At 57.5% G+C, this 14,875-nt stretch carries 20 protein-coding genes; 11 read left to right on the top strand and 9 right to left on the bottom strand.

What is annotated here, in order from left to right; all coding sequences use genetic code 11:
* The first annotated feature begins 169 nt into the window (after positions 1-169).
* From ACOYNV_RS20655 to ACOYNV_RS20610, 10 genes are all read left to right on the top strand, one after another.
* Positions 170-985 (top strand): class I SAM-dependent methyltransferase, encoded by an 816-nt coding sequence (locus ACOYNV_RS20655; protein WP_422901697.1) that lies wholly within the window; start codon positions 170-172, stop codon positions 983-985.
* The gene (locus ACOYNV_RS20650; protein ID WP_422901696.1) at positions 951-2,309 is read left to right on the top strand and encodes an MFS transporter; all 1,359 of its coding nucleotides are present in this window, start codon (positions 951-953) and stop codon (positions 2,307-2,309) included. The genes ACOYNV_RS20655 and ACOYNV_RS20650 overlap by 35 nt, the downstream gene beginning before the upstream one ends.
* The gene (locus tag ACOYNV_RS20645; protein ID WP_422901695.1) at positions 2,306-2,848 is read left to right on the top strand and encodes a DUF3833 domain-containing protein; all 543 of its coding nucleotides are present in this window, start codon (positions 2,306-2,308) and stop codon (positions 2,846-2,848) included. The genes ACOYNV_RS20650 and ACOYNV_RS20645 overlap by 4 nt, the downstream gene beginning before the upstream one ends.
* A gap of 4 nt (positions 2,849-2,852) precedes the next feature.
* Complete coding sequence (locus ACOYNV_RS20640; RefSeq protein WP_422901694.1) at positions 2,853-3,620, top strand: SDR family NAD(P)-dependent oxidoreductase; 768 nt, start codon at positions 2,853-2,855, stop codon at positions 3,618-3,620.
* Between the two features lie 20 nt (positions 3,621-3,640).
* The gene (locus ACOYNV_RS20635; protein ID WP_422901693.1) at positions 3,641-4,081 is read left to right on the top strand and encodes a nuclear transport factor 2 family protein; all 441 of its coding nucleotides are present in this window, start codon (positions 3,641-3,643) and stop codon (positions 4,079-4,081) included.
* Between the two features lie 433 nt (positions 4,082-4,514).
* The gene (locus ACOYNV_RS20630; protein ID WP_422901692.1) at positions 4,515-4,745 is read left to right on the top strand and encodes a hypothetical protein; all 231 of its coding nucleotides are present in this window, start codon (positions 4,515-4,517) and stop codon (positions 4,743-4,745) included.
* Entirely contained in the window at positions 4,736-4,966 is a 231-nt protein-coding gene (locus ACOYNV_RS20625) for a hypothetical protein (protein ID WP_422901691.1), read from the top strand. Before ACOYNV_RS20630 ends, ACOYNV_RS20625 begins: the two co-directional genes overlap by 10 nt.
* A 562-nt stretch (positions 4,967-5,528) precedes the next feature.
* Positions 5,529-5,903 (top strand): type II toxin-antitoxin system VapC family toxin, encoded by a 375-nt coding sequence (locus tag ACOYNV_RS20620; RefSeq protein ID WP_422901690.1) that lies wholly within the window; start codon positions 5,529-5,531, stop codon positions 5,901-5,903.
* The gene (locus ACOYNV_RS20615) at positions 5,896-6,096 is read left to right on the top strand and encodes a hypothetical protein (RefSeq protein WP_422901689.1); all 201 of its coding nucleotides are present in this window, start codon (positions 5,896-5,898) and stop codon (positions 6,094-6,096) included. The genes ACOYNV_RS20620 and ACOYNV_RS20615 overlap by 8 nt, the downstream gene beginning before the upstream one ends.
* A gap of 157 nt (positions 6,097-6,253) precedes the next feature.
* A complete protein-coding gene (locus tag ACOYNV_RS20610) occupies positions 6,254-7,816 on the top strand; it encodes a Na+/H+ antiporter (RefSeq protein ID WP_422901688.1) in 1,563 nt (520 codons plus the stop codon).
* Positions 7,817-8,001: 185 nt separating this feature from the next.
* Here the strand turns inward: ACOYNV_RS20610 and ACOYNV_RS20605 are convergent, their stop codons facing one another.
* From ACOYNV_RS20605 to ACOYNV_RS20590, 4 genes are read right to left on the bottom strand one after another with little or no spacing between them, the layout of a single operon-like run.
* On the bottom strand, positions 8,002-8,649 hold the full coding sequence (locus tag ACOYNV_RS20605; RefSeq protein WP_422901687.1) for a BON domain-containing protein: 648 nt from the start codon (positions 8,647-8,649) through the stop codon (positions 8,002-8,004).
* Complete coding sequence (locus ACOYNV_RS20600) at positions 8,646-9,239, bottom strand: phosphoheptose isomerase (RefSeq protein ID WP_422901686.1); 594 nt, start codon at positions 9,237-9,239, stop codon at positions 8,646-8,648. Before ACOYNV_RS20600 ends, ACOYNV_RS20605 begins: the two co-directional genes overlap by 4 nt.
* A 43-nt stretch (positions 9,240-9,282) precedes the next feature.
* Positions 9,283-9,657 carry an HIRAN domain-containing protein gene (locus ACOYNV_RS20595; RefSeq protein WP_422901699.1) on the bottom strand — a complete coding sequence of 125 codons (375 nt, stop codon included), beginning with the start codon at positions 9,655-9,657 and terminating at the stop codon, positions 9,283-9,285.
* A complete protein-coding gene (locus ACOYNV_RS20590; RefSeq protein ID WP_422901685.1) occupies positions 9,638-10,015 on the bottom strand; it encodes a YraN family protein in 378 nt (125 codons plus the stop codon). Before ACOYNV_RS20590 ends, ACOYNV_RS20595 begins: the two co-directional genes overlap by 20 nt.
* Between ACOYNV_RS20590 and rsmI the strand changes: the two genes are divergently transcribed.
* Positions 10,014-10,856: a 16S rRNA (cytidine(1402)-2'-O)-methyltransferase gene (rsmI, locus tag ACOYNV_RS20585; protein ID WP_422901684.1), complete on the top strand. Its 843-nt coding sequence runs from the start codon at positions 10,014-10,016 to the stop codon at positions 10,854-10,856. The genes ACOYNV_RS20590 and rsmI overlap by 2 nt on opposite strands.
* A 76-nt stretch (positions 10,857-10,932) precedes the next feature.
* On the opposite strand, the gene ACOYNV_RS20580 is transcribed toward rsmI, so the two are convergent.
* The 5 genes from ACOYNV_RS20580 to ACOYNV_RS20560 all read right to left on the bottom strand — a co-directional run.
* A complete protein-coding gene (locus ACOYNV_RS20580) occupies positions 10,933-11,397 on the bottom strand; it encodes a SixA phosphatase family protein (protein ID WP_422901698.1) in 465 nt (154 codons plus the stop codon).
* 356 nt (positions 11,398-11,753) lie between these two features.
* Positions 11,754-12,365: a hypothetical protein gene (locus ACOYNV_RS20575; RefSeq protein WP_422901683.1), complete on the bottom strand. Its 612-nt coding sequence runs from the start codon at positions 12,363-12,365 to the stop codon at positions 11,754-11,756.
* 92 nt (positions 12,366-12,457) lie between these two features.
* Positions 12,458-12,781 carry a hypothetical protein gene (locus tag ACOYNV_RS20570; protein ID WP_422901682.1) on the bottom strand — a complete coding sequence of 108 codons (324 nt, stop codon included), beginning with the start codon at positions 12,779-12,781 and terminating at the stop codon, positions 12,458-12,460.
* Positions 12,778-13,287, bottom strand: a complete 510-nt coding sequence (locus tag ACOYNV_RS20565) for a hypothetical protein (RefSeq protein ID WP_422901681.1) — start codon at positions 13,285-13,287, stop codon at positions 12,778-12,780. Before ACOYNV_RS20565 ends, ACOYNV_RS20570 begins: the two co-directional genes overlap by 4 nt.
* Positions 13,288-13,355: 68 nt before the next feature.
* On the bottom strand, positions 13,356-14,875 hold a 1,520-nt coding region (locus tag ACOYNV_RS20560), incomplete at its 5' end, for a YfjI family protein (RefSeq protein ID WP_422901680.1).

The following is a 14,875-nucleotide window of genomic DNA, read 5'->3' as shown; positions in this document are numbered from 1 at the left end:
AACTAATTTCCTATAAATACTGAATAAATACGGACTGGATCAGGAAGTCTGAGCCAACAACCGCGAAGCGCTCTCGCACGCGGTCTATGGGCAGTGGTGGGGCCTGTTTTCGGCTCGCCTGCGCCATTTCTTCAATGCCAACACGCGTACCGGGTCACGCCGCAACATCATGGCGCACTACGATCTGGGCAACGATTTTTACCGGCTGTGGCTCGATTCGACCCTGAGCTACTCCAGCGCCCTTTATTCCGGCGACGCCAAGCGCTCGATGGAATTTGCCCAACTGGCCAAGTACCGCCGTATCCTGAGCCGCCTCAAAGCAAAACCCGGTCAGCGCATCCTCGAAATCGGCTGCGGCTGGGGTGGTTTTGCCGAAACCGCCGCCCGCGAGGCCGGCGTCGAGGTGGTTGGCGTAACCCTCTCGCCGGCGCAGTTCGAATACGCCTGCCAGCGAATCTCGGGTGCTGGACTGGAGGGTCAGGTGCGGCTTGAACTGTGCGACTACCGCGACCTGGCCAGCGAACAGTTCGACCACATCGTTTCGATCGAGATGGTTGAGGCTGTCGGCGAGCGCTGGTGGCCGAACTATTTCAAAACACTGCAGCGGATGCTGGCCCCGGAAGGCCGCGCCGTGGTGCAGAGCATCACCATCCAGGATGCATTATTCCCCCGCTATCGCAAGGGCACCGACTTCATCCAGCAGCACGTTTTCCCCGGCGGCATGCTGCCCAGCCCGTCGGCTTTTCGCCGGCAGGCAGCCAAAGCCGGCTTGGTAGTCCGCGATGAATTCGCTTTCGGTGAGGATTACTCGCGCACCCTCGCCGCCTGGTCGGCCAACTTCGAACAGCAGTATCCGGCCATCGTGGCGCTAGGCTTCGACGAGCGCTTCCGTCGGCTGTGGCGTTTTTACTTCGCCTACTGCCAGGCCGGTTTCAATAGCGGCTGCACCGATGTCATGCAGTTTGAATTGGCGCATCGGCCGTGAGACGGATGATCCTGCTGGCGCAGATCAAGCGACCGGAAGGATGAGCGTGATTGGCGTGCTGGCTGCGGCTGAGCCGATGCCACGTCGTCAGTTCTTTGCTTACGGCGCGTTTGGCTTGCCCTTGGCCATGGCGGCGCTGCCGGTGTATGTGCATGTGCCGCGCCTCTACGCCGAAATCCCGGGAATGAGCCTGAGCCTGCTTGGCGTCCTGTTGCTGGCGGCGCGCCTGGCCGACGCCGGGATTGATCCGCTACTCGGTGGCTGGAGCGATCGCACGGCGAAACGTCAGCGCCTGATCCTGCTGGCGCTGCCCTTGCTGGCGCTCGGCATGGTGGCCTTGCTGCATCCTCCGCAGGTCGGCGCGCCGCTGTGGCTGATGGGGTCGATGCTGCTGACCTATTTCGCTTTTTCGCTGGCCAGCGTCGCGTATCAGGCCTGGGGTTCCGAACTGGGGCGTGATTCCGGCGAGCGCACGCGCCTGACGGCGAGCCGCGAGGGCTTCGGCCTGATCGGCGTGGTGTTGGCGGCGGCCTTGCCCGGACTCGTCTCAAGCGATACGGCGCAAGGGCTTTCCTGGCTGGCGTGGACCTTTGTACCGCTGCTCTTCCTGCTCGGAGCGCTGACCTTGTTTGGCACGCCGGCCTCCGTGCAGCGTCAGCCGGCTGGCGGCAAGCTGCTTGGCGATCTGTGGCGCGTTCTCGGCAACCTCCGCTTTCGTCGCTTGCTGGCCGTTTTTGTGGTGAACGGGATCGCCGCAGCGTTACCGGCGACGCTGGTGCTTTTCTTTGTCGCCGACGTGTTGCAGGCCGAAGTGTGGAGCGGGGCTTTCCTGGCGCTTTACTTCATCAGCGGCATCGCCTTCCTGCCGCTGTGGGTGGCTCTTGCTCAGCGCTTTGGCCGGGTTCCGGCCTGGGTGGCCTCAATGCTGCTAGCCGTCGCCGCCTTTTCGTGGGCGTGGACTCTTGGCGCGGGTGATCTGCAGGCTTTCGCCGTGATCTGCCTGCTCTCCGGTGCAGCGCTGGGCGCGGATCTCACGCTGCCGGCGGCGCTACTAGCCGATATTGCTGAAGGTGGTGGCACCGAGCAAAACAATTCAGCCCAGGCCGGGGGCTACTTCGGCTGGTGGAATCTGGTCGCCAAGCTCAATCTCGCGCTCGCTGCCGGTCTGTCGCTGCCCTTGCTTGATCTGGCCGGCTACCGACCCGGCGACTTCGAATCAACGGCCGGCCTGTCGGCAGTTTATTGCCTGCTGCCGCTGCTCTTCAAAACCATTGCCGCCGTGCTCGCCTGGCGCTGGCGGAATACTCTGGAGTCATCATCATGAAAACCCTGTTGCTTGCTTTCTGTACCTTTGGCGTGCTCGGGCTGGGCGGCTGTGCCGGCACGCCGGTCGAACGCTACCGGGCGCAACAACCGGTGCTCGATCTGGCGCAATACTTCAACGGCACCCTCGACGGCTGGGGAATGTTTCAGGACCGCTCGGGCGAGGTGATCAAGCGCTTCCATGTGGTGATCGACGCCAAGTGGGAGAAACGCGACGGTGTTGATGTTGGCACGCTCGATGAAAACTTCAGTTGGTCGGACGGAACGACATCGCGCCGGGTATGGACCATCACCCGCGTCGACGCGTCGCACTATGTCGGCCGCGCCGATGACGTGGTCGGCGAGGCGCAGGGCGAAGCCGCTGGCAATGCCCTGCGCTGGCGTTATGTACTGGCGCTGCCGGTCGATGGCAAGGTGTGGAACGTCGATTTTGACGACTGGATGTTCCTGATTGACGACAAGATCATGCTCAATCGCTCGGCGATGAGCAAGTTCGGTTTCCGCCTTGGCGAAGTGACGCTGAGTTTCACCAAGCGCTGAAGCCGTGAATCCGAAGATCACCGACTGGCAGGGCAAGCGCGTCTGGTTACTCGGCGCATCGAGCGGCATCGGTGCCGCGCTTGGCCAATTGCTGCTGGCGCGCGGTGCCCGCGTGGCACTTTCCGCCCGTAGCCTGTCGCGGCTGGAAAAGGTGGTCGATGGTGCCGGAGAAGCCTTGCTGCTACCCTGCGATGCGTCCGATGAAACGAGCCTGCAAGCCGCATGGAATAAGCTTCTAGCCGCGTGGGACGGGGTGGACGTGGCGATCTACCTGGCCGGCGATTACGTACCAATGCGCGCCTGGGAACTGGACGCCGCCAGGGCGCGACGCATGATCGAAGTGAACTTCGTCGGTGCCGTGACCTTCACCGCCTGCGTCGTGCCGCAACTGCTGCGTCAGGGCCATGGCCAGATCGGCTTCGTGGCCAGTGTCGCCGGTTATCGCGGCTTGCCAAAGTCGCTGATCTACGGCCCGACCAAGGCCGCGCTGATCAACTTTGCCGAGGCACTGTATATCGACCTGGCGCCGAAAGGAATCGGTGTGCGCCTGATCAATCCGGGTTTTGTCGCGACGCCGCTGACCGCACAAAACGACTTTTCCATGCCCGCCCTGCTGACACCGGAAGCCGCCGCCAAGGCGACGCTGGCCGGTTTTTCCGGGCGTGCTTTCGAGATCGACTACCCGAAGCGCTTCACGCGGGTAATGAAACTGCTCGCCCATTTGCCGTACTGGCTGTATTTCCCGCTGGTGCGCCGAATGACCGGCGCCTGAAGGAATATGAGATGCGTGACATGAGCAACGCGAAAACCCTCGATTCGCTGATCGCCTTTTACGAGAACCTGAGCCCGGAAAGCGTCACCCATTTCCCCGATTTCTACGCCGAAGACGCCTGGTTCAAGGACCCCTTCAACGAGGTGCGCGGCGTGCTCCCGATCCAGCGCATTTTCACGCACATGTTTGGCCAGGTTGCAGAGCCACGCTTCAAGATCATCGAACGGATAGTCGACGAAAACGGTGCGCTGCTGGTGTGGGAGTTTTACTACCGCGTGCGCCTGTGGGGAGACGGCAAATCGCAGGTCATGCGCGGCGCATCTCACCTCAAGTTCAATGCCGAGGGCAAAGTGCTCTGGCACCGCGACTACTGGGATGCGGCCGAGGAGCTTTATGCCAAGTTGCCGGTCATTGGCTGGTTGCTGCGTAGATTGAAAAAATTAATGGCTGCAAGCCAATGAATACGGGCTTCTTTGAGGCATAAGCAGCAGGATCGCCTATTCATGCGCCTTTCACGACATGCGGCCTGAAGAGCGCCTATTGACGCAGGTTGTATGGAAGCAGCATGGAAACCGTAGGCTGACAGGACAGACCACGGTTTCCTGATCGCCCCTGAGCTACCCCAAAGCCCCCCGCCAAAACGACGGGGCTTTTCTTCGTTTGATTCCGGCAACTGCGCAATCATGTCATTATCGGATTTGCCGTTACTCAGGTTCCGTTATAACCCTATTGGCAAAGCCTTGGAGAGTCTGAAAATCTCATTTGCGCAAGCGGGTGTTGCCGTTCGCCGTGCCCTGGGCGATTTCATCGCCACAATAATATCTGTGATGCCGTTTTTGTACTGCAGAGCAAAACAATTTAGCAGATGCAGTGGGTTTTAACTAGAATGTCCTCATGGATTTGAAGATTCTCGGCACGATTGAACACGTTGAAACCATTGCCGAGGGCAATGGTATCCGGGAGTTGGGTGGGCTGAGAAATCAGTTTGGGCAAGGGAACTGGAAGAAGAAAAAGGGTGTCGCAAAAGTACTCTTTCCGGATGGTGCAAGCGCTTATGCCGAGATTCACTGGTACGAGGCGCATGGAATTGGCAAGGTTAAATTGAAGGTGAAGAAATGGATATGAGATTTTTGGTCTGCATTTCTCGCGAAGGGTGTGGAGACTTCTCTACCAGCGACCTTACGTTAGGGCGTCTCTACGAAGCCATTGAACCGGAAGATTCTCACGGGATGGTGAGAGTGATTGATGATTCCGGAGAAGACTACCTGTACCCGGCAAATCTTTTTGAATCCGTTGAGGTTCAGGCTTCTACCGCCGAGCGTCTTCACAACCTGTTAGCCGCATAAAGCCTTGAATGCAAATCAACAACAAGGATCGATGGGGTCAGACTCCATCGATCAATGTAGTTGAACGTTGTTTAGTACCAAAATCATTCGAGTCTGACCCTATCGATACTTCGGTTCTCAACGGAACATCCCCTGGCTTTAGCCATGGGAGGTTTAGATCAATGAACAGTGGTCTGTCCCCGGTTTTCCGAGATCAGGATATCCATAACGGGTTAACAGGCTTTCCTCTAGACTGAAATGCACCACCGTGTAATGCACCAACTCGATTAGCAAAGACCAATAGGGGTCAGACCACGATTACCGCCGTGCCTCTAGAACGGAGATTTTAGTAATTTTGGATTCTTGTTTGCCTGATGAGCCATTAAAGGGGCCGCATTCGGTTTGCAAAAAAAGCCGGCGCTGGCGTGACGGCGAAGACAACGTTAATCTACGTTTTTTTCGGTGTAAATATGGAAAATTCACTGCCATCCGTTTACGTTGAAACTTCCATCGTGAGCTATCTTTCTGCACGAGAGAGTAGTTCCTTGATCGGCGTGGCTCATCAACTGGTCACTCGGCGGTGGTGGGTTCGTCGCAACCTTTACCGTTGTTTTGTTTCCGACGTGTTATCAGAGAATGTAGGGCTGGAGATCCGACTGCCGCCCGCCGCAGATTGGACGCGGTGCGCGAGTTTTCGTCATTGGCCATCAGCGAAAAAGCCATTGAAATTGCCGAATCACTGCTGACCCTGGGCATTGTCCCGAAGAAGGCGGCTGAAGATGCTTTACATGTCGCCATCGCTACCGCTCACAGCATGGATTTCTTGCTGACATGGAACTGCCGGCACATTGCCAATCCAGTCATTCAGGCACGCATCGCAGAGCATCTGGAAAGTATTGGTTTGCTGCTACCCTTTATCTGCACACCGGAAGAACTGCTTGGAGAAGAAAATGAATGACGAAATCATCATTGAGGTAAGAGCGATCAAAGAGGCTTTAGCCGAAGAATCTGGTTTTGACATCCGGCGCATCGCCGAAGAGATTCGAAAATCCGAAATTCAAAGCGAAGCAGAAGGTTGGAAACACATCACTGCCCCGTCACAGCCTTTGCCTGCCTCTACATTCCAGCGGGCTCGCTTCGCTCGCCGCTGAATTTTGGTCGGCTAAAGGGGGGCTGCATCGCATTCATTTTTCGCTGAAATAAGTGCGATGCTGACCACTTTGATCTTCCTGCCGCTCGAAACCTTGTCGGCGAACCCTGAGCCCACCAGGTTCCCGGATTTGAATAACCATCAGTCATTGATCAACCATGCTATTAATCGAACTCGTTATCCTTTTGCTGTTGTTTGCCGTGGCCTTGGGGTGGATTGCCCGGCACTTCAAGTTTCCTTATCCGATCGCACTTGTCGTCGGCGGGCTCCTGCTTGGTTTCATACCGAAGCTGCCGCAGTTCCCGTTTGACCCGCAGTTGATCCTGATCGTGGTTTTGCCACCCATCCTTTACCAGACGGCTTTGCTGACTTCGTGGAGCGATTTCAAGGCCAATATCCGCCCAATCAGCCTGCTGGCAATCGGACTGGTAATCGCCACTACGCTGACCATCGGCGCGGTATTCAAACTGCTGGTGCCGGGTGTTCCCTGGGCCGCCGCCTTTGTCCTCGGCGCCATCGTTTCTCCGCCCGACGCGGTAGCGGCCACCGCCATCCTTTCCAGGCTCAATATTCCGCGCCGAATTGTCACGGTGCTGGAGGGGGAAAGCCTGGTGAACGATGCTTCCGGCCTGGTGATCTACAAATTCGCCATCGCCGCAACGCTGACCGGGGCCTTCTCGTTGTTCGAGGCGAGCGTTCAATTCTCCATTGTGTCGCTCGGCGGCATTGCGTTGGGCATCGTGTTCGCCTTCCTGTTCATCGCCATTCACAAGCGTCTTGGCGATCCATTTATCGAGGTGCTAACCGCGCTTATCATCCCCTACGCAGCCTATATCGTCGCTGAGTCAGTGCATGTGTCGGGGGTCCTGGCCGTCGTCGCGGCCGGGCTGGTGCGGGGGCGATATTCGCCGGAGATCGTGTCCGCCGAAATGCGCATCATTGGGCGCTCGGTCTGGAAACTTTTCGTCTTCCTGCTGAACAGTCTGATTTTCATCCTGATTGGCATCCAGATGTCGGATGTAGTGGAAAAGCTGTCCATTTACGCGATGGCTGAACTTTTCTACTGGGGCGTCGCCATAAGTGCTGTGGCGATCATCGTTCGCTTCGCCTGGGTGTATCCGTTTACCTGGCTGCCGCGCTGGCTGAGTGGCAGCTTGCGTGAAGACGAGCCAACGCTGGGCAAGCCGGAGTTGAGCATTGTCGGTTGGTGCGGCATGCGCGGCATCGTTTCGCTGGCCGCCGCGCTGGCTCTGCCGGTTACGCTGCCCAATGGCGCCCCGTTTCCGTATCGTGACCTGATTATCTTTCTCTCGTTTTTTGTCATCGCGGCAACGCTTATCGGACAAGGGCTAACATTGCCCTACCTGATTCGCAAGCTCAAGGTGGGTTCTGACTGGAATATCCAGAGGGAACAGCAGCGCGTACGCGCCGGAATGAGCGCAGCGGCACTTTCGGCCATCGACAAAATCATGGTCTCCGAAGGCGCTCCGATGGAGTGGGCCGATCAACTGCGGGCTGAAATCGACGACCGGATATCGGTAGCCGCCCCGGAAGGCCTGGAGCAGATGCCGCGTAACGAATTTGTGACGCGCCTGCGCCACGCAGCGATCCTGGCTGAGCGAAAGGAATTGATTCGCTTGTGGCGCGAAAACGAAATCGGCGATGAAGTCATGCACCACCTGGAGGAGATTCTGGATTACCAGGAAGCTCACCTCAAGTAGCCGCTATTGGCCGGAGGCCAGGGCTATATCGCTGCCAGTCGCATGCCTGAAAGCCGCATGAATAAACGACCTACAAGCCATACCGCTGAAGAATGGCGTATTCATTGGCGATCCAGCATGCAGGCTTGTAGAACGCCTTTTTGCTTGGCTTGCAGAGACGAATATTTGAAATATCGTAAAGGGATTTACGGGTTTTTCACTTCCGCTGGCGGTTGCTTGCCGTTCGACTGGGAAAAGTCGAGCTCTCTGGCCTTGGCTGGGGTGATGATCTCCAGCAGGTTGACCACTTTCTTGACCCCGGCAGTGGTGCGCGCAACGTTGATGGCCGAGTTGGCCTCGGGCTGGGTCACCATTCCCAGCAGGAAGACAACGCCGGCTTCGGTGACCACCTTTACATGCACCGGATTGTATTTCCCGGAATCGACCGAGCGGCTCTTGACCTTGGAGGTGATGAAGGAATCGTTGCTGCGATCCGAGAACGAGCTGATGGGGCCGACTGTTATTTCGTTATAGACACCCTGCACGTTGGGTACTTCGGTGACGATGCGTTCAGCCTCGGCCTTATCTTCGGCGGTAGGCACTTCGCCGGTCAGCAACACCTTGCGGTTGAAGCTCGTGAAGTTAAGGTGTGCCTTGTCGCCAAACTTCTCGCCGAGGCGGGCGCTCGATTTCCACTCGATGGTTTCGTCTTCGGTTTGCGTGCCGAGCGAACGCCGGTCGAAGGTGGCCAATGCACCCGCCGTGGCGCCGGCTACAACCACAGGAACGCAGCCCTGCAGCAGGGAAAGGACGGTGGCGCCAAGCAGCAGCCCGGCAATGATGTGTTTGTTCATTCGTCTACTCCTAAAAGCAGGCAGTCAATGCCATCGCACAAACAGTGGATGATCAGTAAATGGACTTCCTGAATGCGTGCCGTTCGGTCCGAAGGCACGCTGATATGGACATCGGTGTCGCGTAGCAGCTCAGCAATTTCACCGCCGCCTTTGCCGGTTAACGCGACAACGCGTAAATCGTTGTCGTGAGCGGCGTGAATGGCCTCGATGATATTGGCTGAATTGCCCGAGGTCGAGATGGCCAGCAGTACGTCTCCGGCCTGCCCGAGCGCGCGCACCTGTTTGTCAAAAATAGCCTTGTAGCTGTAGTCATTGGCGATCGCAGTCATGATCGAACTGTCAGTGGTCAGTGCGATGGCCGCCAGCCCCTGGCGCTCCATTTCAAAGCGACCAACCAGTTCGGCGGCAAAGTGCTGGGCATCGGCAGCCGAGCCGCCGTTGCCGCAGGCGAGAATCTTGCCGTTGCCCAACAGGCAGCCAACCATGGCCTCGGCGGCCTCGGCAATCGGTGCCGCGAGCATTTCGATGGCGTCGAGTTTGGTCTGTGCGCTTTCCTGAAAGTGCTGGCTGATACGTGAAATCAAATCCATGGTAATGAGTGCCGGGTCCGTGAAATAGGACGCTAGTCTAACATCAGAGGATCAGATAGACCTCAAACTCGACTCGCCGCCAGGGATCGGGGTCGTCACGCAATTTCGAAACCCGCGCTTCCAGCTTCTCGCCGCTATCAAGCGCCTGCGCCACGGCGCGGTTCTCGGCGCGTGGAATGTAGCCGAGTTGCTCGCCGTTCCAGTCGACGCGTACCGCGTTGCGGTCATGGTGATTATCTGGTTCCCGGGTCAGCATCAGGCGGTCACCCAGCCGGATCTCGTTCCATACTTTGGCGACGGCATAGTATTGGCTGCCGGCCAGCGGCGAACTCTGCACGAGGATTTTCACCGACTCGGCACTGAGCAGCGGCGAGGCCACCAGGCAGGCGATGAGAAGACTAACCCGCAGCAAACGCATCACGCACCCATTCAATGTTTGCACCATCGAGCAAAACGCAGTCGAAGCGGCAGTCGCACTCGGCTCTTGTGTTGGCAAGCAGATAATGCTGCGCGGCAAGAATGATGCGCCGCTGCTTGGTCGTGGTAATGCTGGCGCCCGCGCCACCGTAGGCTGCATTTCGGCGCAGGCGAACCTCGACGAAAACGAGCACTTTTCCGTCCCGGCAAACCAGGTCGATTTCACCGCCACGACAGTGAAAGTTGCGCGCCACTACGGTGAAGCCGCGCTTTTCGAGAAAGTGTGCGGCCAGATCCTCGGCAAGCTTGCCGGCGCTGGTCGTGGTATCGTTGTTGCCCATTGAATTTGTGACCGCCATGACGGAAGAATCTCCCGCATTATATGTAGTGCCAACGCCGATAGGGAACCTTGGCGACATGACGCAGCGCGCCATTGATGTATTGCGCCAGGTATCGTGGGTTGCCGCCGAGGATACGCGCCATAGCGCCCCTTTGCTCAAGCACTACGGCTGCACCGCCCGCCTGCTGGCGGCGCACCAGCACAACGAGGAAGCCGCCGCCCAGCAGGTGATTGCTCGCCTGGCCGCCGGCGAGTCGGTAGCGCTCATTTCCGATGCCGGTACGCCGGCCATTTCCGACCCCGGTGCGCGTTTGGTGGCGCGGGTGCGGACAGCCGGTTTTCGTGTCGTACCACTGCCCGGACCGTGCGCTGCCGTCGCCGCGTTATCGGCCTCCGGCCTGACTGAGTCGCATTTTCTGTTCTACGGATTTCTGCCGACCAAGACCCGGCAGCGTGAAGAAGCCCTTCGCGCTGTGGCCACCCTGCCCTATGCGCTGGTTTTCTATGAAGCACCACACCGCATCCTGGAAACGGTCGAGGCACTGGCTGCGGTCTATGGCCCCGAACGTACGCTGGTGATGGCGCGTGAGCTGACCAAACTGTTCGAGACAATCCACAGTTGCCCGCTCGGCGATGCGCTCGACTGGCTGATGGCGGACACCAACCGCCAGCGCGGTGAATTCGTTCTGCTCGTTTCAGGTGCGCCGGAGGCCGGTGACGACGGCGAAGGCGAGCGCGTTCTCAAATTGCTGCTCGACGAAGGACTGCCGGTCAAGCAGGCGGCGAAACTGGCGCATTCAATCACTGGCGCGGGGAAGAATGCGATGTACGAGTTGGCGCTGAAAGTGAAGAAAGATTAACCACCGGATTCCCTGATTGATTTTTTGTTGTACGGCGCAGTTGCTGCGTTAGCACTTCACTGGACGCAGCGGCCTGTCAGAGCGAGGGAATCGCCGCCTGCAGTACCGTCTGCGTCTCTCCTTGCCGGGTGCGGTTGGAGAACCACCACAGGGCACCCTTCTTGATCGTCCAACTGGCCTCCTCTCCGGAAAGGAGCAGGGCGGCGGTCTGGCCGAGGGTTGGTTGATGGCCGACAACGAGCACGGCGCTTTTTCCTGAGCCTTTTTCGCCGCCATCCGGCCAGCCGACAGCGGCGAGAAGATTGGAGACATTGCTGTCGGTGCCCAGCCGCTTATCGGTAGCGAAAGGCCGGCCGAGCGCGCGCGCGGTTTGCTGGCAGCGCAACGCCGGGCTGACCAGTATGCGCAAATTGTTCGGGGCGTGCTTGTCGAGCCACTCGGCCATTTGCCGAGCCTGCTTTTCGCCGCGCACGGTCAGCTTGCGCCCCAAGTCGGGTGAGCCTTCCACGGCTTCGGCGTGACGCCACAACAGGAGATCCATTCGTGTTTCCTCTGGCAAAGGGCGCATGGTGGCCCCGGATTGTTTCATGGATATTTCCAGGTAACGGTTCAGATAGTGTATCCTAGCACTACCTAGCATTTGCAGTGCTTACAGGCGAGCTTTTTTAAAAACCCATCATTCAGCCCACCAATTCTGTATGCGCTTGACTGATTAGCCATGACACGAAAAACCGGACTAAATGCTGGCCTATTTTGTGACTGTCACTTAAATCATGGAGTGCCTGAACGCATTACCCGATCCGTTTTAATTCGTCGCGTTGTTCCCGTAGCAGATTCGACAGTTCCCGCAGTTGCGCCCTGAACCCGCCCTTGTAGGCATTCTGCGATACAGTCGTTCTACCTTTTGCCGACTTCGGCCCGGTCGATTGCGCCCACGGTTTCCAGCGCCTGATTGCCGCCGATTGTTGCGCCCGTCGCTGGGGTGTCCAAGTAGTTGCCATGCTGTGCCTCCAATACTTTGTTTCGCGGAATTTCTTTTTCTTGCGTGCGCGGTGCTGCCGTGCCGTTGTTGACCTGCATCGGCCCGGTTGTCACGTTGGCTTGCCGCGCAAAGCACACAGGTGGATTCTTGATCGCCGCCAGCGTTTCCAGTGTTGCCCTGCTTTGGCTTTGAGCTCTCATCGCCATTTTCAGGAAGACTTCGAACGTGCTGAGTTGATCTTGACCAGCCGCCCGTTGCGCGAGGTTGACGAAGATGCTTTCCAAAGCGACCGCCTGCCCCAGCAGCATGCTTTCGACTCGCACCATGTTCCCGCTGCGCACATCCTTCATGGAGTCAATGAGTGGTTCTATGAAGTCGACACAATTTAACCCGGATGATTTAGTGAACGTCGATACCACAAGTGCCGCGCCGATTTCAGGCTGCATCATAAATTCGGCCTTGGCTGACCTTGCTTCTTGCTCTTTGTCGGTGCCAAGAATAGAAGGCGTTTTGTTTTTCGTTGTCATCAGATTTTTCTTTCTTTTTGCTCAAGAAGTGCGGTTTTTCACGGTAACTTTCTCAGCCAGAATTCCGGCCCAGCGCAACATCAAGTAGGTCATCACGGCCTCTGGCTCAATAACCACGCGGTCGCCATCGTCGCAGTCTCGCTGCCGCCGTGCTTGTCCGGGTGACAAAGCCGAATCAGCCTATCGAGCATCCCGGAAGGAAAATTGATTCCACCGGCAAACCCATTGCACCTTTCCGAAAAGTCCAACTGCGATTTCAGATACCGGCCATCGGAGCGTGCCTTTTTTAGTTGCCGCTTCAGGGCTTCGATTTTCTCATGCTGCAAAATCAGTGCGCCGTGCATGGCCTGCACCCCGGCATCGTCTTTGGGCATCATCGGCTTTACCCGGTTTGGTGTTTCGTCATCGGGGATCATGGCTTTCCCTCAAACGCTTCGCACCTATGTGGATTTTCAAGCCATAGCGCCCCAGGCCGATAACCCTTGACCGCCGATAGCGCCCCGCCCGGTTTCGCCGCTGAGCACGCGCCTGTGTAGCTGAGGTTCGAGCACTGGCGACAGGTGCGCCGATCATCGGCAATGACAGGAGTCAGGCCACGCTCCAGCACAACGGCCTTGTAGCACTCAATCGCAGCATCAACATCAGCCATCGCCGCGTCAAGTGCCTCGTTGCGGTCGCCCTCCGAGTCATTCTGATAGACGTACTGAACCAGCTTGCGCAGTTGCTCCGCTTCGTCCGGGTTCGGTATCCGCAGCATGGTTTCATTGCCGACTGGAACCGCCGCCACCGCGCCCTTGGTGTCGTTCGCCGCCTGGACTGTTTGAGGGTTTGCTACGGCTACACTTGCTACACTTGCTACACTTGGTAGCGTTTTAAGTGCAACTGTAGCAACTGTAGCAACTGTAGCTGTAGCAACTGACAAAACAGGTTGCTCCTTTGGCACAGTAGCAACAGTTCCTCGCTCGCGTTTTTTAATCAGCGCCGATAAACTCATATAGCCACCACGTCAGTCATCAGCGCCGGGTTCAATTGAATTGTTATCCGTTTCCCTTCCTTGACGATGCGAACGCGGTCGAGGTCGGTAAGCTCGCGGATCGCAGCATCAAGTGCCTCGCCATTCCGAATTGGCCCGTGCTGGCGAGCATTACGCTTTCCAACGAAGTGCGTTCTCTCCCTTCGGCAATGCTCGATCAGCCAGCTATCCAAACGAGCCGCCGCCGCCATTTCAGCCGGTAGTGCAAGCTCGCCAAAGAAACGTTTGGATTCCGTCAGGTTCCACGCTGATATTCTGCTGGCCGAATCAAACGAATCCAGACTGACCGTGCTTGCGCCGTGCTCGAACACTTGGAATAGCGCCGCCAGGCGTACCGCGTTGTCAGCCGATTTACTGGCAACATCACGAACATCATGCAGGTCGCCACCGCTGGCTAAACTCCTTTCGATTGCATCGTGATACTCAACCCATGCTTCTTTAGCGACAGGTGCTAAATCCAGCATCAACGGAGTCAATACCCCGTCATCATCAATTGGAACAGGTTGGTTCAGGATTTCAGTAATCCGCCGATTGAATGCAGCCAGCGCAGGCCAGTTGTCAGGGGCGTCAGCAAATGGACGTGTGCCTTGTGTGGATTCCGGCCATGCCACCAAGAACCGTGCGAGAAAGCCAGTACCCCGCGCGAGGTCGCCGGACTGTTTGAAGAACGACCTTAGTGTTTGCTCCTGCACTTGCAGCGCCATCGTCAGGCGTGCGCCACGTACCGTAAATGATTCTGATGTTTTGCGGTCAATGGTCAGGTTGTTGCCGTCCCAAAGTTGATTTAACGTTGCCAAATTGCGCATGACAGAATCGCCGCCCATGCCGTGCGAACCAAAAACGATTCCACCTTCTGCACTGACTATGCCGCCCGACGGCCATTCTTTCGCTAGACTGTAAGCCAACTTCTCAGGTGTCACGTCAGAGTAAATCAGCCTCGGTATTCTTGGCGCTTCCGGCTTCTCGAATTCCAGATCATGCAGTGACGATTCCATGATTGAAGTCGATTTACCCTCTTTGGCAAGCTGGCGAATCTTGTCTTTGATACCACCTCGCTTCGCTTCCCATACCTCGCACTCTGCCCGGTAGTTTTTCAGCACTGGCTTTGCGGACTCGGCTTGCGCCGTTTGGTAGTCGATGATCGCCCTGGAAAAGAAACCGTCGCAGGTCGATTTACGTTCTCCTGAGTCCGCGATGATTAACCAGTACGCACTGACTGGCCCGGTCAGTCTTTCCGCTCGCTTGACGTCGACGTGGGCCTGTATCGCCAGCGACAATGCCGACAATGCGCAAGATGCCACCATCGGGAAAGGAGCCTGTACGAAACGTGCTACTTCTTCTACTGCGAGACGAACCATCTCCGGCAGGGCGTCAAGCGGATAGGGCTCGGGCTCCACTTTTTCGGTCATCGGTTGCGGGTCAGGCCAGCCGTTGCCGTCGCCCGTAGCTGCGTTGCCGCTTATTGGCAATGGCTTTG

The sequence above is a fragment of the Propionivibrio sp. genome (genome assembly GCF_049316945.1).
Lineage (GTDB): Bacteria > Pseudomonadota > Gammaproteobacteria > Burkholderiales > Rhodocyclaceae > Propionivibrio.
The sequence above is the reverse complement of the archived record's forward strand: the minus strand, read 5'-3'. Positions and strand labels throughout refer to the sequence as shown.

Coding starts and splice junctions, on each gene's coding strand:
- ACOYNV_RS20655 (WP_422901697.1), top strand. CDS start 170: ATGGCGCACTACGATCTGGGCAACGATTTTTACCGGCTGTGGCTCGAT.
- ACOYNV_RS20650 (WP_422901696.1), top strand. CDS start 951: ATGTCATGCAGTTTGAATTGGCGCATCGGCCGTGAGACGGATGATCCT.
- ACOYNV_RS20645 (WP_422901695.1), top strand. CDS start 2,306: ATGAAAACCCTGTTGCTTGCTTTCTGTACCTTTGGCGTGCTCGGGCTG.
- ACOYNV_RS20635 (WP_422901693.1), top strand. CDS start 3,641: ATGAGCAACGCGAAAACCCTCGATTCGCTGATCGCCTTTTACGAGAAC.
- ACOYNV_RS20630 (WP_422901692.1), top strand. CDS start 4,515: ATGGATTTGAAGATTCTCGGCACGATTGAACACGTTGAAACCATTGCC.
- ACOYNV_RS20625 (WP_422901691.1), top strand. CDS start 4,736: ATGGATATGAGATTTTTGGTCTGCATTTCTCGCGAAGGGTGTGGAGAC.
- ACOYNV_RS20615 (WP_422901689.1), top strand. CDS start 5,896: ATGAATGACGAAATCATCATTGAGGTAAGAGCGATCAAAGAGGCTTTA.
- ACOYNV_RS20610 (WP_422901688.1), top strand. CDS start 6,254: ATGCTATTAATCGAACTCGTTATCCTTTTGCTGTTGTTTGCCGTGGCC.
- ACOYNV_RS20605 (WP_422901687.1), bottom strand. CDS start 8,649: ATGAACAAACACATCATTGCCGGGCTGCTGCTTGGCGCCACCGTCCTT.
- ACOYNV_RS20600 (WP_422901686.1), bottom strand. CDS start 9,239: ATGGATTTGATTTCACGTATCAGCCAGCACTTTCAGGAAAGCGCACAG.
- ACOYNV_RS20595 (WP_422901699.1), bottom strand. CDS start 9,657: ATGCGTTTGCTGCGGGTTAGTCTTCTCATCGCCTGCCTGGTGGCCTCG.
- rsmI (WP_422901684.1), top strand. CDS start 10,014: ATGACGGAAGAATCTCCCGCATTATATGTAGTGCCAACGCCGATAGGG.
- ACOYNV_RS20590 (WP_422901685.1), bottom strand. CDS start 10,015: ATGGCGGTCACAAATTCAATGGGCAACAACGATACCACGACCAGCGCC.
- ACOYNV_RS20580 (WP_422901698.1), bottom strand. CDS start 11,397: ATGGATCTCCTGTTGTGGCGTCACGCCGAAGCCGTGGAAGGCTCACCC.
- ACOYNV_RS20575 (WP_422901683.1), bottom strand. CDS start 12,365: ATGACAACGAAAAACAAAACGCCTTCTATTCTTGGCACCGACAAAGAG.
- ACOYNV_RS20570 (WP_422901682.1), bottom strand. CDS start 12,781: ATGATCCCCGATGACGAAACACCAAACCGGGTAAAGCCGATGATGCCC.